The 18,181-nt window shown below is 70.5% G+C and carries 17 protein-coding genes; 11 read left to right on the top strand and 6 right to left on the bottom strand.

The genetic code is table 11. The annotated features are described in order from the left end of the window. The first annotated feature begins 14 nt into the window (after positions 1-14). Entirely contained in the window at positions 15-791 is a 777-nt protein-coding gene (gene pstB, locus ACH4FH_RS33225; protein WP_398559663.1) for a phosphate ABC transporter ATP-binding protein PstB, read from the top strand. A gap of 394 nt (positions 792-1,185) precedes the next feature. Here the strand turns inward: pstB and ACH4FH_RS33220 are convergent, their stop codons facing one another. After that, on the bottom strand, positions 1,186-2,184 hold the full coding sequence (locus ACH4FH_RS33220) for an anion permease (protein ID WP_398559662.1): 999 nt from the start codon (positions 2,182-2,184) through the stop codon (positions 1,186-1,188). Positions 2,185-2,193: 9 nt separating this feature from the next. Further along, on the bottom strand, positions 2,194-2,814 hold the full coding sequence (locus ACH4FH_RS33215; protein ID WP_398559661.1) for a DUF47 domain-containing protein: 621 nt from the start codon (positions 2,812-2,814) through the stop codon (positions 2,194-2,196). 194 nt (positions 2,815-3,008) lie between these two features. On the opposite strand from ACH4FH_RS33215, the gene ACH4FH_RS33210 reads away from it, so the two are divergent. Next, entirely contained in the window at positions 3,009-3,410 is a 402-nt protein-coding gene (locus ACH4FH_RS33210; protein WP_398559660.1) for a metal-sensitive transcriptional regulator, read from the top strand. Between the two features lie 140 nt (positions 3,411-3,550). On the opposite strand, the gene ACH4FH_RS33205 is transcribed toward ACH4FH_RS33210, so the two are convergent. After that, the gene (locus ACH4FH_RS33205; protein WP_398559742.1) at positions 3,551-3,736 is read right to left on the bottom strand and encodes a hypothetical protein; all 186 of its coding nucleotides are present in this window, start codon (positions 3,734-3,736) and stop codon (positions 3,551-3,553) included. Between the two features lie 184 nt (positions 3,737-3,920). Beyond that, positions 3,921-4,778: a hypothetical protein gene (locus ACH4FH_RS33200; RefSeq protein ID WP_398559741.1), complete on the bottom strand. Its 858-nt coding sequence runs from the start codon at positions 4,776-4,778 to the stop codon at positions 3,921-3,923. A gap of 171 nt (positions 4,779-4,949) precedes the next feature. On the opposite strand from ACH4FH_RS33200, the gene ACH4FH_RS33195 reads away from it, so the two are divergent. Both ACH4FH_RS33195 and ACH4FH_RS33190 read left to right on the top strand, forming a co-directional pair. Continuing rightward, positions 4,950-5,222 carry a hypothetical protein gene (locus ACH4FH_RS33195; RefSeq protein ID WP_398559659.1) on the top strand — a complete coding sequence of 91 codons (273 nt, stop codon included), beginning with the start codon at positions 4,950-4,952 and terminating at the stop codon, positions 5,220-5,222. Positions 5,223-5,481: 259 nt separating this feature from the next. Next, positions 5,482-7,092 carry an FAD-binding oxidoreductase gene (locus ACH4FH_RS33190; RefSeq protein ID WP_398559658.1) on the top strand — a complete coding sequence of 537 codons (1,611 nt, stop codon included), beginning with the start codon at positions 5,482-5,484 and terminating at the stop codon, positions 7,090-7,092. A 108-nt stretch (positions 7,093-7,200) separates the two neighbouring features. Here ACH4FH_RS33190 and ACH4FH_RS33185 read toward each other — a convergent pair whose 3' ends face one another. Then, positions 7,201-7,929, bottom strand: coding sequence for a phosphatase PAP2 family protein (locus ACH4FH_RS33185; protein WP_398559657.1), 729 nt, complete (start codon positions 7,927-7,929; stop codon positions 7,201-7,203). Between the two features lie 205 nt (positions 7,930-8,134). After that, a complete protein-coding gene (locus ACH4FH_RS33180) occupies positions 8,135-9,139 on the bottom strand; it encodes an NlpC/P60 family protein (protein ID WP_398559656.1) in 1,005 nt (334 codons plus the stop codon). A gap of 319 nt (positions 9,140-9,458) precedes the next feature. Between ACH4FH_RS33180 and ACH4FH_RS33175 the strand changes: the two genes are divergently transcribed. The 7 genes from ACH4FH_RS33175 (at position 9,459) to ACH4FH_RS33145 (ending at position 17,612) form a co-directional block, all read left to right on the top strand. Further along, positions 9,459-9,581: a hypothetical protein gene (locus ACH4FH_RS33175; RefSeq protein ID WP_398559655.1), complete on the top strand. Its 123-nt coding sequence runs from the start codon at positions 9,459-9,461 to the stop codon at positions 9,579-9,581. Positions 9,582-10,076: 495 nt separating this feature from the next. Continuing rightward, positions 10,077-10,385 carry a hypothetical protein gene (locus ACH4FH_RS33170; protein ID WP_393894892.1) on the top strand — a complete coding sequence of 103 codons (309 nt, stop codon included), beginning with the start codon at positions 10,077-10,079 and terminating at the stop codon, positions 10,383-10,385. Positions 10,386-10,844: 459 nt separating this feature from the next. Further along, positions 10,845-11,693, top strand: a complete 849-nt coding sequence (locus ACH4FH_RS33165) for a hypothetical protein (RefSeq protein ID WP_398559654.1) — start codon at positions 10,845-10,847, stop codon at positions 11,691-11,693. Next, positions 11,683-13,023 (top strand): hypothetical protein, encoded by a 1,341-nt coding sequence (locus ACH4FH_RS33160; RefSeq protein ID WP_398559653.1) that lies wholly within the window; start codon positions 11,683-11,685, stop codon positions 13,021-13,023. Before ACH4FH_RS33165 ends, ACH4FH_RS33160 begins: the two co-directional genes overlap by 11 nt. Then, entirely contained in the window at positions 13,020-14,582 is a 1,563-nt protein-coding gene (locus ACH4FH_RS33155) for an SCO6880 family protein (RefSeq protein WP_398559652.1), read from the top strand. Before ACH4FH_RS33160 ends, ACH4FH_RS33155 begins: the two co-directional genes overlap by 4 nt. A 28-nt stretch (positions 14,583-14,610) precedes the next feature. Beyond that, positions 14,611-16,035, top strand: coding sequence for an ATP-binding protein (locus tag ACH4FH_RS33150; protein WP_398559740.1), 1,425 nt, complete (start codon positions 14,611-14,613; stop codon positions 16,033-16,035). After that, positions 16,032-17,612, top strand: a complete 1,581-nt coding sequence (locus tag ACH4FH_RS33145; RefSeq protein WP_398559651.1) for a type IV secretory system conjugative DNA transfer family protein — start codon at positions 16,032-16,034, stop codon at positions 17,610-17,612. Before ACH4FH_RS33150 ends, ACH4FH_RS33145 begins: the two co-directional genes overlap by 4 nt. Positions 17,613-18,181: the final 569 nt, after the last annotated feature.

Raw genomic sequence — 18,181 nt, 5'->3', positions numbered from 1 at the left:
AAGCAGTGATCTCCATGGCCAAGCGAATCGATGTCAGCGGCCTCTCCGCCTACTACGGCGGCCACAGGGCCATCGACGACATCTCCATGACCGTCGAGCCGCGCTCGGTGACGGCTTTCATCGGCCCGTCCGGCTGCGGCAAGTCCACCTTCCTGCGCACGTTGAACCGTATGCACGAGGTCACCCCGGGTGGCCGCGTCGAGGGCAAGGTGATGCTGGACGACGAGAACCTCTACGGCTCCGGTGTCGACCCGGTCGCCGTGCGCCGCACCGTCGGCATGGTCTTCCAGCGTCCGAACCCGTTCCCCACGATGTCGATCTTCGACAATGTCGCGGCGGGTCTGCGGCTGAACGGCTCGTACAAGAAGAGCGACCTCAAGGACGTCGTCGAGAAGTCCCTGCGGGGTGCCAACCTCTGGAACGAGGTCAAGGACCGCCTCAACAAGCCCGGCTCGGGCCTGTCCGGCGGCCAGCAGCAGCGTCTGTGCATCGCCCGCGCCATCGCGGTCGAGCCGCAGGTCCTGCTGATGGACGAGCCGTGCTCGGCGCTCGACCCGATCTCCACCCTCGCCATCGAGGACCTGATCGGTGATCTGAAGGAGCGCTTCACGATCGTCATCGTGACGCACAACATGCAGCAGGCGGCCCGCGTCTCGGACCGTACGGCCTTCTTCAATCTCGCGGCCGTGGGGCAGCCCGGCAAGCTGGTCGAGATCGACGAGACCGAGCGGATCTTCTCCAACCCGTCGGTCCAGGCCACCGAGGACTACATCTCGGGCCGCTTCGGCTGAGTCGCCGCGGCTGAGCGTCGACGCGCGGCCGGGCCGCGCCCGTGGCCCCTCTCACGTCCTGCGGTGCTGCATGGCGGTGCCACCGCATGACGAAGGGCCCGCCCCTCCTTCCCGGGGGGCGGGCCCATTCCGTTGTGCCGTACGACCGGAGGGGGGTCGTACGGCACACGGGCGTGTCGGGCCTGTTCGACGGCCGACGGGAGAGCGCAGCCCGGCCGGTGCCGCATCAGCCCTGCCGTGGCACACCTCACCTCCCGCGTGGCGCACCTCACCTCCCGGAGGGCGGCGGAAGGAGCCCGCACGCACGGCCGCCCATATGCACGCCCGCCCACACGCACAGGGGCCCGCCCCCCTACCCGGGGAGCGGGCCCAATTCTGTGGCGGTGCCGTTCGGTCAGGAGAAGCCGAGTTGGATGACCCAGAAGGCCAGTGCGGCGACCAGCGCCGCCGCCGGCATGGTGATGAACCAGCCCATCACGATGTTCTTGGCGACGCCCCAGCGCACGGCCCGCGAGCCCTTGGTCGAGCCCACGCCCATGATGGCGGAGGTGATCACGTGCGTGGTGGAGATCGGCGCGTGGAACATGAAGGACGCGGTGTACATGACCGAGGCGGCCGTGGTTTCCGCGGCGAAGCCCTGCGGCGGGTCCAGCTCGATGATCCGTCGGCCCAGGGTGCGCATGATCCGCCAGCCACCGGCGTACGTGCCGAGCGAGAGCGTGATCGCACAGGCCAGCTTGACCCAGATCGGGATGGCGTCGTTGAAGTCCTCGACATCGGCGATGACCAGGGCCATCACCACGACGCCCATGGTCTTCTGCGCGTCCTGCAGACCGTGGCCGAGTGCCATGCCCGCCGCCGAGACCGTCTGCGCTATGCGGAAGCCGCGTTTGGCCTTGTGCGGGTTGGACTTACGGAACATCCACAGGATCACGACCATCACCAGATAGCCGAGCAGCAGGCCGATGACGGGCGAGATGAACATCGGCAGGACGACCTTCTCGACCACTCCGGTCCAGATCACCTCCGTGCCACCCGCGAGCGCCGCGCCGACCATGCCGCCGAACAGGGCGTGCGAGGACGACGAGGGGAGCCCGAAGTACCAGGTGACGAGGTTCCAGACCACCGCGCCGAGCAGGGCGGCGAAAAGGATGCCCATCCCCTTGTTGCCCTGGGGTGTGGCGATCAGCCCTTCGCTGACCGTCTTGGCGACCCCGCTGCCCAGGAAGGCACCTGCGAGGTTCATCACCGCGGCCATCGCCAACGCCGCCCGCGGGGTGAGTGCCCGCGTCGAGACCGAGGTCGCGATGGCGTTCGCGGAGTCGTGGAAGCCGTTCGTGTACGTGAAACCGAGCGCGACCGCAATGGTCACGATGAGCGCGAAGGTGTCCATGGCCGGGGCTCAGGACTCCTTTACCGCGATGGTCTCGACCGTGTTGGCGACATGCTCGAACGCGTCCGCCGCCTCTTCCAGGATGTCCACGATCTGCTTGAGCTTGAGGACCTCGATGGCGTCGTACTTGCCGTTGAAGAGGTGCGCGAGCAGCTTGCGGTGGATCTGGTCGGCCTGGTTCTCCAGGCGGTTGACCTCGATCCAGTACTCGGTGAGGTGGGACATCGTCCGCAGGTTCGGCATCGCCTCGGCGGTCAGTACGGCCGCCCGCGCGAGTACCTCGATCTGCTGGTCGACGCCCTTCGGCAGCTCCTCGACCTTGTAGAGGACGACCAGGTCAACGGCCTCCTCCATGAAGTCCATGATGTCGTCGAGCGACGAGGCGAGGTTGTAGATGTCCTCGCGGTCGAACGGCGTGATGAACGAGGAGTTCAGCTGGTGGAAGATCGCGTGGGTCGCGTCATCACCCGCGTGCTCCGCCGCCCGCATCCTTTCGGCGATCTCTGCCCGCGCGGAGGCATCCGCCCCGAGCAGTTCCATCAGGAGCTTCGAGCCCGTGACGATGTTGTCCGCGGAGGCGGCGAACATGTCGTAGAAGCTCGTCTCCCTGGGGGTCAGACGAAAGCGCACGTGAAATCCTCGGGGTGCATCGGATTCGGTCGGGTTGATGCTAGGCGCATCATCCAGCCACTGCTAACCGGCATTCCTTCAGTGTCGCCCATCGGGCAGCATGCTTTGCACGGGGTACCGCAGGTGCCCGCAAAGTTCGGTACCATATACCCACTAGGGGTATACGAATCGCCTAGATAACACGGGAGACGGCCATGACGACCGCGGACGCCGACACCAACGGCAGCACCGAAGCCGCCCCGGCCCCCGACGCCACCCAGCCGGAATCCGCCCCCAAAGGCGACCCAAATGCCGTGACCAATCACGATCTGGGCATTCACGGCTATGCACACCAAAAGGACGCCCATCTCAAGCGGCTGCGCCGCATCGAGGGGCAGATCCGTGGTCTGCAGCGGATGCTCGAAGAAGATGTCTACTGCATCGACATCCTCACCCAGGTCTCGGCGAGCACGAAGGGCCTGCAGTCCTTCGGCCTCCAGCTCCTGGAGGAGCATCTGCGCCACTGCGTGGCCGACGCCGCGGTCAAGGGACCCGAGGCCATCGACGCCAAGGTCCAGGAGGCCACCAAGGCCATCGAACGGATGCTGCGCACCTGAACGGCACCGGCAGGGCCGTCCGAGCCGGCCCCAGGAGGGCGACCCCGCCCCCGCACCGCGGGATACGGCCGCCCGCCGGACAGCGGGGCCCCTGACGCACGCGCCGCGCGCCCAAGAGCGTCGCCGATGCCCTCTCGCCCCTAGGAACGTCTCGCCGTACCGAGCCACGGCCACACCGGCTCCGCGACCTCGACCTCATCCCCGTCGACGTCCAGCACCTCGTCGATACGGTCCGGGCTGAGCCGGTCCTCGGTGGCGGCGGCCGCCGCGATCATCAACTCACCAGTCAGCTCGATCTCGACGAGGGCCACGTGGTCCTGGACCATCGCATGGCGGTGGGGCGACACGTACCACACCTCCTCCTCCGAGCGCCTTGCCACGCCTCTGGTGGTTACCGCCCAGAGTAGGGAGGACGGCACCCTCCGCGCATGGCACGGATGGACCATTTCCGCCACCTGGAAAGCCCCTGTGGCACATGCCCCACCCGCCCCGGACGACCCGCCCCGTCCGCTATCGCCCCGCGGAGGCGATCCGCCCCGCGTAGATATCGCTGTCGTCCGGCAGCCGGACCGCGACCTTCGTGCCGAAGTCGTGCAGTTCCGTGGTGGAGGTCACCGACGCGCCCTTCGGCACGCCGTTGGCGAAGTGGAAGCGGTGGCGCACCTTGCGCAGCCGGCCGGCGTCGTCCAGGAAGGCGTCGAACGGCACGGCATCGGTGGTGAACCCTTTCTCCGCGGCGACCAACGCCGGCCGGCTGCGCGCCGACGCGGCGGCGGCCGCCGTCCCGATGTCCGTCGTGCCGCGGTAGTGCCGGACCAGGACGCCGTCCAGCAGCTCCTGACCCTCGTACGTCACATCCCGTGCCCCGCGCAGCAGTTCGGCGGCGGCGAGCGGATCGGTCGCACCGCCGGTCACCAGATTCCCGTCGGCCAGCGAGGCGGTGTCGACCCGCACCCACTTGTCGGCCGGCACCCCGGCCCCCCGGTTCTTCATGTAGAGGGCGCCCGGCGCGAGGATCTCGGTGATCGGCTGGTGGCCGCCGCTGGGCTTGCCCGCCGGGTCGGGCAGCACCACCAGCAGCTGCCCGCTGTTCGTGCGGAAGTCGTAGCTGCCGGTGCCCCGAATGGCTACACGGGTGCCGCCGCTCACCGTCTCCATCGCCGTGCGGACCTTGGCCGAGCCGGCCCTGAGCAGCACGTCGGCGCTCTTACGGAGGTCCGTGGCGGCCGACCGGTCCGATGGCGCCTGGTCGTCGGCCGCCGCACCGTTCGGGGAGCAGCCCGTCGCCAGCAGCCCGACCGCCAGACCCGTCCCGCACGCCACGGCCATGGCGACCGCGCCGCCACCTCGCCTGCCCTGCACCACCATCGCGTACGAGCCCCCTCGGCCGCTGTGTTCGAGACGGCCGCTGCCGGCCGTCTGTTCCGGACGGTCGGACATTTCGCCAACGGCTCGTTGGACAAAGCGCCAACCGCCCCGTTCAACGACCGTTACGGGGGCCCGTCACGCACCGGCACCCGAGGCGCGTAGCGTGGCCGCGTGCCCGACCGAGCCCCTCACGATCCGCCACGGGGTCCCGCCAGGACCTCCGGCGCCCCCGGGGACAGCGCCCCGGCGCCGCAGCCGACCGCTCCGGACGACGCCACGGCCGCCCAGCGGCACGAGGCCACCACCACCGAACGCGGTTCCTTCTGCCTGGCCCGCTGCACCTGCGGCTGGTCCGGGCCGGCCCGGCGCGCACGCTCCCAGGCGCGTGCGGACGCCGAGCGCCACCTGGCCACCGCCGAGGACGCCGACGAGCCGGCCTCCTGAGGCCACCTGGAATGACCCGGTCCGCTGCGGGAACCCCCCACCCCCATTCCGCATCTGGGTAAGGAGACAGCGGGCCCCTCAGCGGGACCGGACCATACGGACGGCACGGGACAGCACTCGGCATTACCGGACACACCGCGACGCGAGGGAAGCGCGTTGCCGTGCCCGTCCGCGTGCGCGCTCCCGGCACAAGCCCCACGACCAACGGCCGAGCGGCCGACGGGGCCGGGCCGTACGACTTCGAGGGGGGCACAATCCAGTGAAACGGCGCACACTCCTGCACACCGGCGGTGGGCTCGCGGCGACCGCGGTCGCCTGGGCAACCGGCTGCCACGCCACCGGCGGCGGCGCGAGCGCCGCGTCCTCCCGGTCCGCCACGGGGGCGGCCACCGGCGCCGTAAGGACCGACGCCTCCGCCTCCGCCCACGCCGCCAAGGGCCCCGCCTCGAAAGCCTCGTGGAGCGCACTCGGCAAGAGCCTGGACGGCAGCCTCGTCCGCGCGTCCGACGCCTCGTACGCGAAGGCCCGCCGCCTCTACAACACCCGCTACGACACCCTGAAGCCCTCGGCCATCGCCTACGTCAAGCACCCTGACGACATAGCCGAATGCCTTGCGTTCGCGCGTCGTCACGACACCCCGGTCGCCATACGCAGCGGCGGCCACTCCTACGCCGGCTGGTCAAGCGGCAACGGCAAGCTCGTCGTGGACGTCTCCGCCCTCGCCAAGGTCGGGGCGCCGTCCGGCGGCATCACCCGGATAGGCGCCGGCGCCAAGCTCATCGACGTCTACGAGGGCCTGGCGCCGCACGGTGTGACGGTCCCCGGCGGCTCCTGTCCCACCGTGGGGATATCCGGCCTGACGCTCGGCGGTGGCCACGGCGTGGTCTCCCGGGCGTACGGCCTGACCTGCGACAGCCTCGTCGGCGCCACCCTCGTCACCGCCGACGGCAAGACCGTCGACTGCGACCGCTCCCGGCACGCCGACCTGTTCTGGGCGCTGCGCGGCGCCGGCAACGGCAACTTCGGGGTGGTCACCGAGCTGCGCTTCCGGACCCACCCGGCGCCGCCCGCGGTGATGGCGTACATGACCTGGCCGTGGGCCAAGGCGGCGGCGGTGCTGGCCTCCTGGCAGAAGTGGGGCCCGGTGCAGGCCGACGAGATCTGGTCCGCCTGCCATCTCGATGCCCGGCCCGGCGGCACCCCCACCGTCTCCGTGGCGGCCTTCTCCCTCGGCGGCTACCACGACTTGCAGAACGCCGTCGACAAGCTCGCCGACCAGCCGGGCGGCCCCGGCCCCGCGACCACCGTCCGCCTGAACCGCATCGGGTATCTCGACGCGATGGAGGCGTACGCGGGCTGTTCGTCGAAGTCCACCGCGCAGTGCCACACGCCGGGCACCCTGCCGGGCCAGACCGGCGCCGGCCAACTGGGCCGCGAAACCTACGCCGCCCGCTCGCACTTCTTCGACCGCTCGTTGTCCGCGACCGGCATCCGCACGATGCTCGATCAGATCGAGAGCGCGGGCCGCAAGGGCGTCAACGGCAATGTCGCGCTGACCGCGCTGGGCGGCGCGATCAACCGGGTGGGCAGGACCGATACCGCGTTCGTGCACCGCGGATCGCGTTTCCTCGCCCAGTACTTGACCTCCTGGCCGTCCAACGGTTCGCCCGGCACGCGCACCGCATGGCTGGATTCCTTCCACAGCGCGATGCGCCGCCACTCCTCGGGCGCCGCCTACCAGAACTACACCGACCCGGGCCTGACCGACTGGAAGTCCGCCTACTACGGCCCGGCCGCCACCCGGCTCGCCGACGTCAAGCGGACGTACGACCCGGAGCGGCTCTTCAGCACCTTCCCGCAGGCGCTCTGACGGCGCACACACGGACGGCCCGGCCCCTGCGAGGGGTCGGGCCGTCCGTGTCCGCCAGGTCGTCAGCCGCGGGGCCGAGGAGGTCTGTCCCCGCCCGCCGACTGTGCGTCAGGCCGCCAGATCCTTGTCGCGCTTGTCGTGTCGCGCCGCGGCATCCGGGGCCTCGTCGGCGGGGCCGCCATCGGCACTCTGCGCCGCGCCCGCGGCGGGCTCCGCCACGACGCCGGGCGCCTGCACCAGCCAGCCGATCCGCGACCTGCCGATGGCGCCCGTCACGGGGACGAGCAGCGCCTGCGCGAGCGGCGCGAGCAGCAGGGCGACGGCGGTGCCCAGCGCGAAGCCGCCGACCACGTCGGTCGGGTAGTGGACGCCCATGTAGACCCGGCAGAAGCCTTCGAGCAGCGCCAGACCGATGCCGATCAGCCCATAGGTGCGGTGGGCGACGAACAGGCCCACGCCGACCGCCATCGTCAGCGTCGCGTGGTCGCTCACGAACGAGAAGTCGCTCTTCCCGGGGATCAGCACTTCCAGCCCGGCGTGGTCCTTGAACGGCCGGGGCCGCTCGACGAACGCCCGGATGGGGATGTTGGCCAGCAGCGCCAGGCCGGCGGCCAGCGGCGCCCAGACCAGGCCCGCGACGGCGGCCGGCGCGTTCGGCTTGCGGCGCGCGGCCCACCAGGCGACCAGGCACAGCACCGCGAGCGCGGCGATGATGCCGTACTCGCCGATGTACTCCATCGCGCGGTTGACCCAGTGCGGGGCGTCCTTCGCGAGGCCGTTGATGCCGTCGAGCACGTCGACGTCCGGGTTCGGCCCCTCGAATGCGAGTTCAGCCATCTGCCGCGGCCCCTTATCTTTCACGCGCGCGAGCGCCTTGGTGTGCTGCCGGCCCCCGTGGTCGTCGAGCGTCTGCTGCCATGAGCGCTGCTACGTCCCCACGCAAAGGAAACGCGATGTCCGGCCCCGGCGTTCCACTCTCCACCCAATGATCACCAGGACGTTATCGAAGCTTGACTCATCGCCGCAGTTCAGGGCCCTATGTTCACGCAGCGTTCGCGCCGGGGAGCGCTTTTGCGCCATCCGACGTGACCCTGGTCGCACCGATGTAGTCCGGTGTGTCGATCTTGTCGAACCGGATCACCGCACCCGTGTACGGCGCGTTGATCATGTACCCGCCACCCACATACATCCCGACGTGGTGAATCGACCGCGGATCCTTCAGGTCGTACGCGAAGAACACCAGGTCACCCGGGAGCAGCTCACTGCGCCGCGGATGCGGTCCGGCGTTCCACTGGTCGTTCGCCACCCGGGGCAGCTCGATGCCCACCGAGTGATACGCGGCCTTGGTCAGCCCGGAACAGTCGAACCTGCCGCCCTGCTCGGCTGTCCCGTTTCCGCCCCACAGATAGGGCGTACCGAGCTTCTCCTGCGCGTAGTAGATCGCCCCGGCGGCCTGCTTCGAGGACGCCACCGGACCGACCGGCGCCTCGAAGCTCTTCGCCAGGGTGGTGATGGTCTTCACGTAGTTCCGCGTCTCGCGGTACGGCGGCACGCCTTGGTACTGGATGACGCGGTACGCCCCCGCGTTGTACGCCGCGAGCATGTTGTGCGTGGCGTTGCCCGGCACGTCCTTCACATACTTCGCCAGCTCGCAGTCGTACGACGCGGCGGACGGGATCGCGTCCGCCGGGTCCCAGACGTCCCGCTTGCCGTCGCCGTTGCCGTCGATGCCGTGGGTCTGCCAGGTCCCCGGGATGAACTGCGCCATGCCCTGCGCGGCGGCGGGGCTCTGCGCCTTCGGATTCCAGCCGCTCTCCTGGTAGAGCTGCGCGGCGAGCAGCGCCGGGCTGATCGCCGGGCAGAGCGTGCCCCACTTCGCGACCAGCGGCTGATACGCGGCCGGCACCGCACCCTTCGCCAGGCCCACGGCCCGGCCGCCGGCCCCGGCCATCCCGGCGGCGGCGGAATACGTCCCGATCACGAGCAGCGCGAGGAGGCAGAGCACCAGCCCCGCCCCGATCCCACCGGCAATCCAGAATTTCCGCACGCCCCCAACCCTCCCCCATTCAGGCGCGGTTCACTGCCCTTTCGACCGTCCGCGCGCGCGTTGCCGCCGCACGGCAGCGCACGGCGCGGCGCAGGGGGCGCTCCGCCGGGCGCGACGCCCGCCCCAGCATGACAACCTCATTCGCGGTAAGTCGAGTTCGGCTCCCGGCCGCGGCCGGACCCGACGCGGCCGGGCTCGCCGGGCCTGGAGCCGGGCCCCCGCACGGGCCCCCGGCCGAGCGGGATGAGCGACACTGGGCAGGGCGCCGGCCACGCGCGGCTGGGACGCGCACCGCGCCACCGAAGACAGGACAGCCCCCGTGGACACGAGCAACGAGAAGCAGATGAACCGCCACCTGTGGTGGCGCGTGGGCTACTTCCTGTTCGCCATCCACCTCGTGGCACTCATCATGATCTTCGCCATGTCCCACGCCCCGAAATGAACCGCACCCGCGACTGCCCTCACCGGCGCGCCCCGTGACCCGACACCCGCCGTCGACCCACGCCTCCCGCCCCCGCCACCCGCACGCCGTCGACGCGCCGTCCTTCGGCGAGAACCGGCCACATTCTCTCGGTTCGGGCCGCTCCCGGCCCCCGTCACCGCCTCCACCCGCCCCGAACGGGACGCGTGCCCCCTCGCCGCGGAGGCCGACGAGTTCGACCAGCTCACCGCCCCGGAGGCCGATCGGGCTCCGCGGACCGCGCACCCGCCTCCCCCTGATGATCATTGCTCAGCGTGACACGCCGTGATACACACAGTGAGACTAATGGGTCCGATGGACGGCTTGCGCACGCACACACACGCCACTCCCACGGGATCCGTCAAAGAAAGCCGCCAAGTCGACATCCCATGGCGTCTTTGTCAGCGAAGATAGAGGCTGACCTGTGCCATGCGGCACGGGCACACAACTACCCACCAAGGGGCGGTGAGTTCACACATGTTCATTGCAGCCGAAAAGGGCGACATCACCACCATCATCGGCGGAATCGCCCCCGACTGGGGGCCGTTCGGCAGCCTGGGCAACGAAGCCCGAGTGATGATCGAAGTAGTCATGGCAATCGCGATCCTGCTGTGCCTCGGCATCGCGATCTGGGGAGCGGCAAAGCAGCGCATCGGCGCCACCGCCCTCCGCGACACCTTCAGCGCCGAACAGGGCAAGGGCCTGATCGTGGCCGGCCTGACCGGCGTCTTCATCATCGGCTCCCTGGGGACGCTCTTCACCATCGTCTACGGCATGGCGGTCTAGCCGCAGCAATCCGCCGCCGCACACCCGGCACGGGCCCCGTCCCCGCGCCGCCCCCTGTGCGCCCCCGCTCGGCATCTCTCCGCCGTCCCGTGCCCCCGCTCGCCTCCCACCGGCCCCACCCTCCCTCCAGAGGCCACATGCTGACGCCCACTCACCCCGGCCGGACGCACCTCCCGGCGCGCCTTCGCCACCCCCGCCACCAGGGGACCGGTTGGGCTGCCCGGCACGCGGGGACAGGAAGGCCCGGAGGCAAGACGGCCGCGGCGGACGCGGGCCGGGCACCGGGTACAAATGACCCAGAGTCCCCCATTCGCCTCTGCCGCTCAGCATCTGAGGACCCGTCACGGTGAGATGTACTCGTACCACTTCGCCCGAGCCGCCTCCCACGCGGCTACGGTCATATGAGGGCGGCACTACGACGGCACAGAAGGCGATGTCGGCAGAGGGGGCACAGGCGCGATGAGTCTCAGCGATGACAGCGGCTACGGCGGCGACCACCGCGGGTCCGAGACGGGCCAGACGCGTACGAGACTTCCCGACGGCGACAACGACGCCTACGGCACGGGGCGGCGGCCCCGGGCGGGCGGCCTGTCCAGCCGGAACCTCGTCACGATCGTCGGCGTGGTGGTGCTGCTGATCGCCGCCATCGCCTTCGCCAACCGCGGCGGAAGCGGCAACAGCGAGACCACCTCGGACGACGCCGCCCAGGACACCGCCGCCCAGCCGACCGCCCCCACCGGCACCAAACCGGTCAACGGCAAGAACGGCAGCATCGCGTCGGGCTTCGCCAAGACGGAGCAGGGGGCGCAGTCGGCGGCGGCGAATTACGCGGTGGCGTTGGGGTCCGAGCGGATGTTCAAGGTGAGCAGCCGTCATCAGATCGTGGACGCGGTCTACGCGCGCGACGCCGCAGCGAACCTCAAGGGACCGCAGGACAAGGCCTACTCAAAGGCATTCCTGCGCAAGCTCGGCCTGGATGCCGCGGGGAACGCCCCCAAGGGCAAGACCTTCATCTCACGCACCATCCCGGTGGGAACCAAGGTCGAGCAGTTCACGAGTGGAACCGCCAAGGTCTCCGTCTGGTACACGGGCCTCATCGGGATGGCCGGCGCCGGCTCCACCGACCCGGTGCGCACGGACTGGAAGACCTGGACATTCGACCTGTCGTGGGCCGACGGCGACTGGAAGGTTGCCGCCGACGCGCAGAAGAACGGTCCCGCCCCGATCGCAGGGGATGTCCCCGCATCCGGAGCGGACGAAATGAGCAAGGCGGTCGAGCAGTACGGAGGCTTCACCTATGCCAGGTAGCGCGCGCCGCCGAGTGGTCTCCATCGCTGCCGTCCTGGCGAGTGTGCAGACTGCAGTCTTCATGTTGGCCACACGTGCCACGGCAGCTCCGACGCCGACGCCCTCACCGGGCAAGAGCAACGAGCCCTGTGACTTGCTCATCGGTCCGGCAAAGGAGTACTGCCAGGACGGCGACAAAGCCGGCTCCAACGCCCCCTCCCCCTCCACCAACCCCCTCGACAACAACCCCCTCGACCCCCTCGAATCCCTCGCCAAGGGCTGCGCCAAGGCCGCCGCCTGGATCGTCACCAAGCTGTCCGAGGCGGTGAAGTCCACCTCGCAGGTCGACTTCACCAACACCACCTTCCTGCGGCAGTACGCCGTCGTCTTCGCGGCGTCGACGATCCTGACGCTGGTCCTGTGGCTGCTCGCGGTGGCCAAGCGCGCCGTGCGCGGGGTGCGGCTCACCGAGGCGATCGGCGAGGCCGTGGGGTTCCTGTGGCTGACGGTCCTGGCCTCCGCGTTCACCCCCCTCATCCTCTACACGATCGTCTCGGCGACCGACGGCGTCACCGAGATCATCGCGAAGGGGACCGGCGCCCAGACCGACACCTTCTTCGGGTCGTTCTCGCAGGCGCTCACCAAGGGCACCGACATCGGCGGCGGCCCGATCATGCTGATCGTGGTGTCGCTGGTCTCCGTCCTCGCCGCAGGTGTGCTGTGGCTGGAGCTGGTGATCCGCGCCGCGCTGCTGTACGTCGGGGCGCTGCTCGGCACCGTCGTGTACGCCGGTCTCGTCGACAAGAACATGTGGGGCCACGTCCGCCGCTGGGCGGGCATCATGATCGCGGTGATCATGGTGAAGCCGGTGATCGTGATCGTGCTCGGCATCGCCGGCGCGCTCTCCCACGACAAGGGCCCCAACGCCTTCTCCGCCGTCGTCTCCGGCCTCGCGATCATCCTGCTGGCCATTTTCGCCAGCGCCGTGATCTACCGCTTCGTCCCCGGCTTCGGCGACGAGATGGTCTCGGCCCGCTCCAGCAAGGGCCGGGCCACCGACGGCAGCCAGGCCGCCGCCATGATCTCCTCGCCCGCCGCGCTGGTGTCCCAGGGCATCAAGACCCACAGCTCGCGCAGTTCCGGCGGCGACGGCGGCCAGTCGCAGGGCGCCCAGGGCGGCCAGTCCCGGCCTGCCGACGCGGTGTCCGGTGGCGTCGCCGCCCACAGTTCCCGCCCCGCCGGCGGCCGCCCCACGGCCCCCGCTCCCCGATCGAATCCCAACCCCGGCCCGAGCACGAGCGCCCACGGCAGCGCCCGCACCGGCAAGACAGCAGGAGGTGATGGGCGTTGACCACGCAGTCCCACCCGATCGCGCCCCGTCGCACGTATCTGATCGGCCGCGCCCGGCCCAACGCGATCGTCGGCAAGAACCGCGAGACCGGTGAGATCGCGTTGATCATCGCGGGCGCGTTCATCGGCATGATGTGCGGCCTGCTGGTGCCCGTGCTGCCTCTGCGGATCGCGACGCTCACCGGCTTCCCGATGCTGGGCCTCGCCATCGTCTACGTCCCGTACAAGGGCCGTACGTTCTACAAGTGGTTCGAGATCAACCGCAGTTACCGCCGCACGGTCCGCCGCGGCACCACCTACCGCTCCGCCGCCATCGAGGCCGGCGTCCGGCTCGACGGACGCGAGGTCGAGATCGGCCCGCCGCCCGGCATCGGCCGGATCAACTGGCTCGCCGCCCCGTTCGGCCCGGACGAGATCGCCGTACTGCTGCACGCCGACCGCAAAACCGTCACCGCCGCCATCGAGATCGAGGGACCGGGCGTCGGCCTGCGCGACAGCGAGGACCAGGAGGCGCTGGTCGACCGCTTCGGGACGCTCCTCAAGCACGTCGCCAACGGCGACGGTTTCGTGACCCGCCTGCAGATCCTGGCGCGTACGCTGCCCGCCGACCCCGACGCGCACGCCAAGGACGTCACCCAGCGCGGCGACCACTCCTCCCCCCACTGGCTGCAGGAGTCCTACGAGCAGCTCCAGTCGATGGTCTCCACCTCCTCCGAGCAGCACCGCGCCTACCTCGTCGCCTGCATGCACTACACCCGCGAGCTGGCCGCCGAGGCGCACACCATGGCCCGCGCCGCCCGCACCCACCGAGGCGGCCTGATCCGCCAGAAGCTCGACCGCGACGCCGGCCTGGCCGTCGTCATGGCCCGTGAGCTGACGGACATCTGCGCCCGCCTGGCGGAGGCGGACATCCGCGTGCGCCAGCCCCTCGGCCAGGGCCGGCTGGCCTCCCTGGTGCACTCCATGTACGACCCGGACCACCCCATCGACCACATCCAGGCGATGAGCAAGCGCAACGCCTGGCCGGCCGAGCTGGACGCAATGGAGCCGACGTACCTCCAGGCCAAGACCCGCGAGTCCACCACCCGCGCGCCCTGGTGCCACTCCACCGCCTGGATCAAGGAATGGCCGCTGACCCCGGTCGGCGTCAACTTCCTCGCGCCCCTCCTGGTCCACACGCCCGACGTGATCCGCACCGTCGCGGTCTGCATGGACCTGGAACCGACCGAGGTCGCCATCGAGCGGATGCTGACGGAGAAGACCAACGACGACGCCGAGGCCAGCCGCGCGGCCAAGATGAACCGCGTGGTCGACCCCCGCGACGTCGCCCACCACGGCCGCGTCGACCAGCGCGGCGAGGACCTCGCGTCCGGCGCCGCCGGCGTCAACCTCGTCGGCTACATCACGGTCTCCTCCCGCTCGCCCGAAGCCCTCGCCCGCGACAAGCGCACCATCCGCGCCTCCGCCGGCAAGTCCTACCTCAAGCTGGAGTGGTGCGACCGCGAGCACCACCGGGCCTTCGTCAACACCCTTCCTTTCGCGACCGGGATCCGCCGCTAAGCCGCTGGGAGGCGCGTACGTCATGGCCATGCTCGATCCGCTCGGAGCACTCACCGACGCATTCACCAGCTTCCTGTTCGGGAAGGTGGAGACGACACGGCTGCCCGTACGCACCTCCACCGGCCAGGCCCAGGCGGTCTACCTGCCCACCGCGGCCCCCGGACTCGGCGATTCCGGCGTGATCATCGGCCGCGAGGTCTACAGCGGCAAGGGGTACATCTACGACCCCTTCCAGCTCTACGGCCAACAACTTCCCGCACCCCACTGGCTGGTCCTCGGCGAGTCCGGCAACGGCAAGTCCGCCCTGGAGAAGACCTACGTCCTGCGTCAGCTCCGCTTCCGCGACCGGCAGGTCGTCGTCCTCGACGCACAGGGCGAGGACGGCGTCGGCGAGTGGAACCTCATCGCCCAGGAGCTGGGAATAACCCCCATCCGCCTGGACCCCACCGCGGCCCTCAACGGCGGCATCCGCCTCAACCCCCTCGACCCCTCCATCACCACCACCGGCCAGCTGGCCCTGCTGCGCACCATCATCGAGGTCGCGATGGGCCACGGCCTGGACGAACGCGCCGGCTTCGCCCTCAAGGTCGCGCACGCCTTCGTCAACGAGACCATCACCGACCGGCAGCCCGTCCTGACCGACATCGTCGAGCAGCTGCGGCACCCGGAGGCGGACTCCGCCGAGGCGATGAACGTCGACATAGACGACGTCCGGGCCTGGGGCCTCGATGTGGCCCTGGTGCTCGACCGCCTCGTCGACGGCGACCTGCGCGGCATGTTCGACGGCCCGACCTCCGCCGGCATCGACCTCGACTCCCCGCTGATCGTCTTCGACCTCTCGCACATCGACCGCAACTCCATCGCGATGCCGATCCTGATGGCGATCGTCGGCGTATGGCTGGAACACACCTGGATCCGGCCCGACCGCAAGAAGCGCATCTTCCTGGTGGAAGAGGCCTGGCACATCATCAACTCGCCCTTCGTCGCGCAGCTCTTCCAGCGGCTGCTGAAGTTCGGCCGCCGACTCGGCCTGTCCTTCGTCGCCGTCGTCCACCACCTCAGCGACGTCGTCGACGGCGCCGCCGCGCGCGAGGCCTCCGCGATCCTCAAAATGGCATCCACCCGCACGATCTACGCCCAGAAGGCCGACGAGGCACGCGCCACCGGACGGGTACTGGGCCTGCCACGCTGGGCCGTCGAGATCATCCCCACTCTCACCCCCGGCATCGCCGTCTGGGACGTCAATGGCAACGTCCAAGTCGTCAAGCACCTGATCACCGAGGCCGAACGCCCGCTGGTCTACACCGACCGGGCGATGACCGAGGCGTCCTCGATGCAGACGGACGAGGCACGCGCCATCGAACGCGCGGCGGACGCGGAGGCAGAGGAGCGGGCCGAAGCCCTCGCGATGGCACGGCAGTTGAGGGACGAGTCGAGCGAGACGGTGGCGTGAGGCGCGGATACGAACAGGGCCGGGACGGCCGGGATCCCCGATACGGCCGGGAGCGCGGCATCCCCGACTCCCTGCTGGTCGGCCTGCTCGCCTTCCTCCTCGGCCTGACCCTGCTGGTGTGGACGGCGACCGGCATCGCTGGACTGCTCGCCCACGGCTCCTGGCCCGACGGCGTCACCTACCCCGGCACCCCGATGGCCCTGCGGCACCTCGCCTCCGCACCCCACAACCTCGCCGCGGCCTGGCCCGCAACCCCCAAGGACCAGCTCTCCGGCTACGGCCTGTTCTGGGGCATCCTCATCAGCCAGCTGATGGTCCTGCTGGTCCTCACGATCTTCACGCTGGGTACGGTCACCCGTTACCGCGCCGTCCGCGCCGCCCGCCGCGAGGCCGCGCGGGAAGCTCGCGAGGACGCGCACGAGCCCGCCCGGCACACCCCGGCACCCCGCACGGACACCGCGCTCGCCCCGGCCGCGCCCGCCGACGCCGGCGCCCCTGCCGTGCCCACCGACACCGCGGCCACCCGGCCCCCGGAGGCCACACCGGCACCTGCCCCGGCCTCCCCGGCCCCCGCCGATGCCCCCGCCGACGGCCCGCTCCTCGTGCAGCACACCGCGCCCCCGACCCCCGACCTCGCCGAACCGGCCCTCCCCCGCGTGCAGTTCGGCACCGACCGCGGCGCCGCCCGCGCCGCGGCGACGGCCACCATCGCGACCGCCGAGGGCGCACTCATCGTCGCCACGTCCGACCCCGCCCTGTGGGCCGAGACCAAGAACGCCCGCGCCAAACTCGGTCCGGTCCTCACCTACGACCCCACGCACCGCCTGGACACCCCCGCCCGGCTGCGCTGGTCACCGACCGCCGGCTGCGAGGACATCGCCACGGCCACCGCCCGCGCCGCCGCCCTGCTGGCCCCCGTCCGCCCGGCGAGCACCCTGGACTCGGCCGTCGCCGACGCCGCGCAGACCCTGCTGCGCTGCTGGCTGCATGCCGCCGCCGTGGAAGGCCGGCCCTTCCGGCAACTGCACCGCTGGGCCCACGCCGCCGGCGCCGCCCAGGACCCCGTACGCATTCTGCGCACCAACCCCAAGTCCTCCGCAGGCCAGGCGGGCGAGCTGGAGTCCGGCCTCACCGCGCACGCCGAACGCCGCGAGATGGCGAAGGAGTTGGTCAACCGCTCGCTGGCCGCCCTCTCCTCGATCCACATCCGCGACGCCTGCAACCCTCTTCGAGCGGATTCGCTCGTTCTCGAATCATTCGTCGACGAAGGGGGAACGCTCTACGTGGTGGGCGAATCCCTCGAGGATCCGCGCACCGATCCGGGTGCGATGCCGCTGCTCACCGCACTCCTCTCCAGCGTGGTCGAGCACGGCCGCCGCATGGCCGAACGGTCATCTGACGGTCGGCTCGACCCACCACTCACCCTGGTCCTGGACGACATCGCCGCCCTCGCGCCCCTCCCCGGGCTCCCCGATCTCCTCGAAACGGGCCACCTGCGCGGCATGCTGACGCTGGCGACCATGCGCTCCCAGGAACAGGCCCGCGCACGCTGGCCCCACAAGTCCCTCCCGGCCTGACGGCCCGCCACATCACCGCACCACGCCGCCCGTACGCCCTCCTGAGCCCGTACGCGCCCCGGTCCGCCCCGAAGGCCGTCAGCCACTCACCCCGGCCCCCTATCGCCACAGAACGTCTGCACACCATTGCTGACGCTCTTCTCCACGAACTCCGGCGACACTCAAGCGCTCCGTAGCGCGACGCCTGAGTCACCTCCGTGCCCACCAGCTGCATGAAGTGGCCCCCATCCGACGCCTCGGCCGGTCGCCGCGTCAGCTCTCGCTGCACCGGCCGAGGCCCCCCTTCCTGCCAGGTCTCCAACAGCTCCGTCGGCAGCCGCAGCACCTCCGCCATGATGTTGCGTACGCGTGCGCTTGGAGACGCCGGCCGGAGTGAGGCCCTCGCTGGTGAGCCGACGTACCGCACGCCGGCCGCGCTGCCCGCTCCTACAGCACCTGAGGACTGAGAGAGCCCAGCTCGATCAGCGCTATCACCGTGCCGGAAACGCGAAAAAGCCCCGTGAGGAACCTGAGTTCCTCACGGGGCTTTTCACAAAAATTGTTCGGCGGCGTCCTACTCTCCCACAGGG

Source organism: Streptomyces sp. NPDC017993, assembly GCF_044328065.1.
GTDB lineage: Bacteria > Actinomycetota > Actinomycetes > Streptomycetales > Streptomycetaceae > Streptomyces.
Note: the sequence above shows the minus strand (reverse complement) of the source record. Positions and strands in the feature narration are given on the sequence as shown.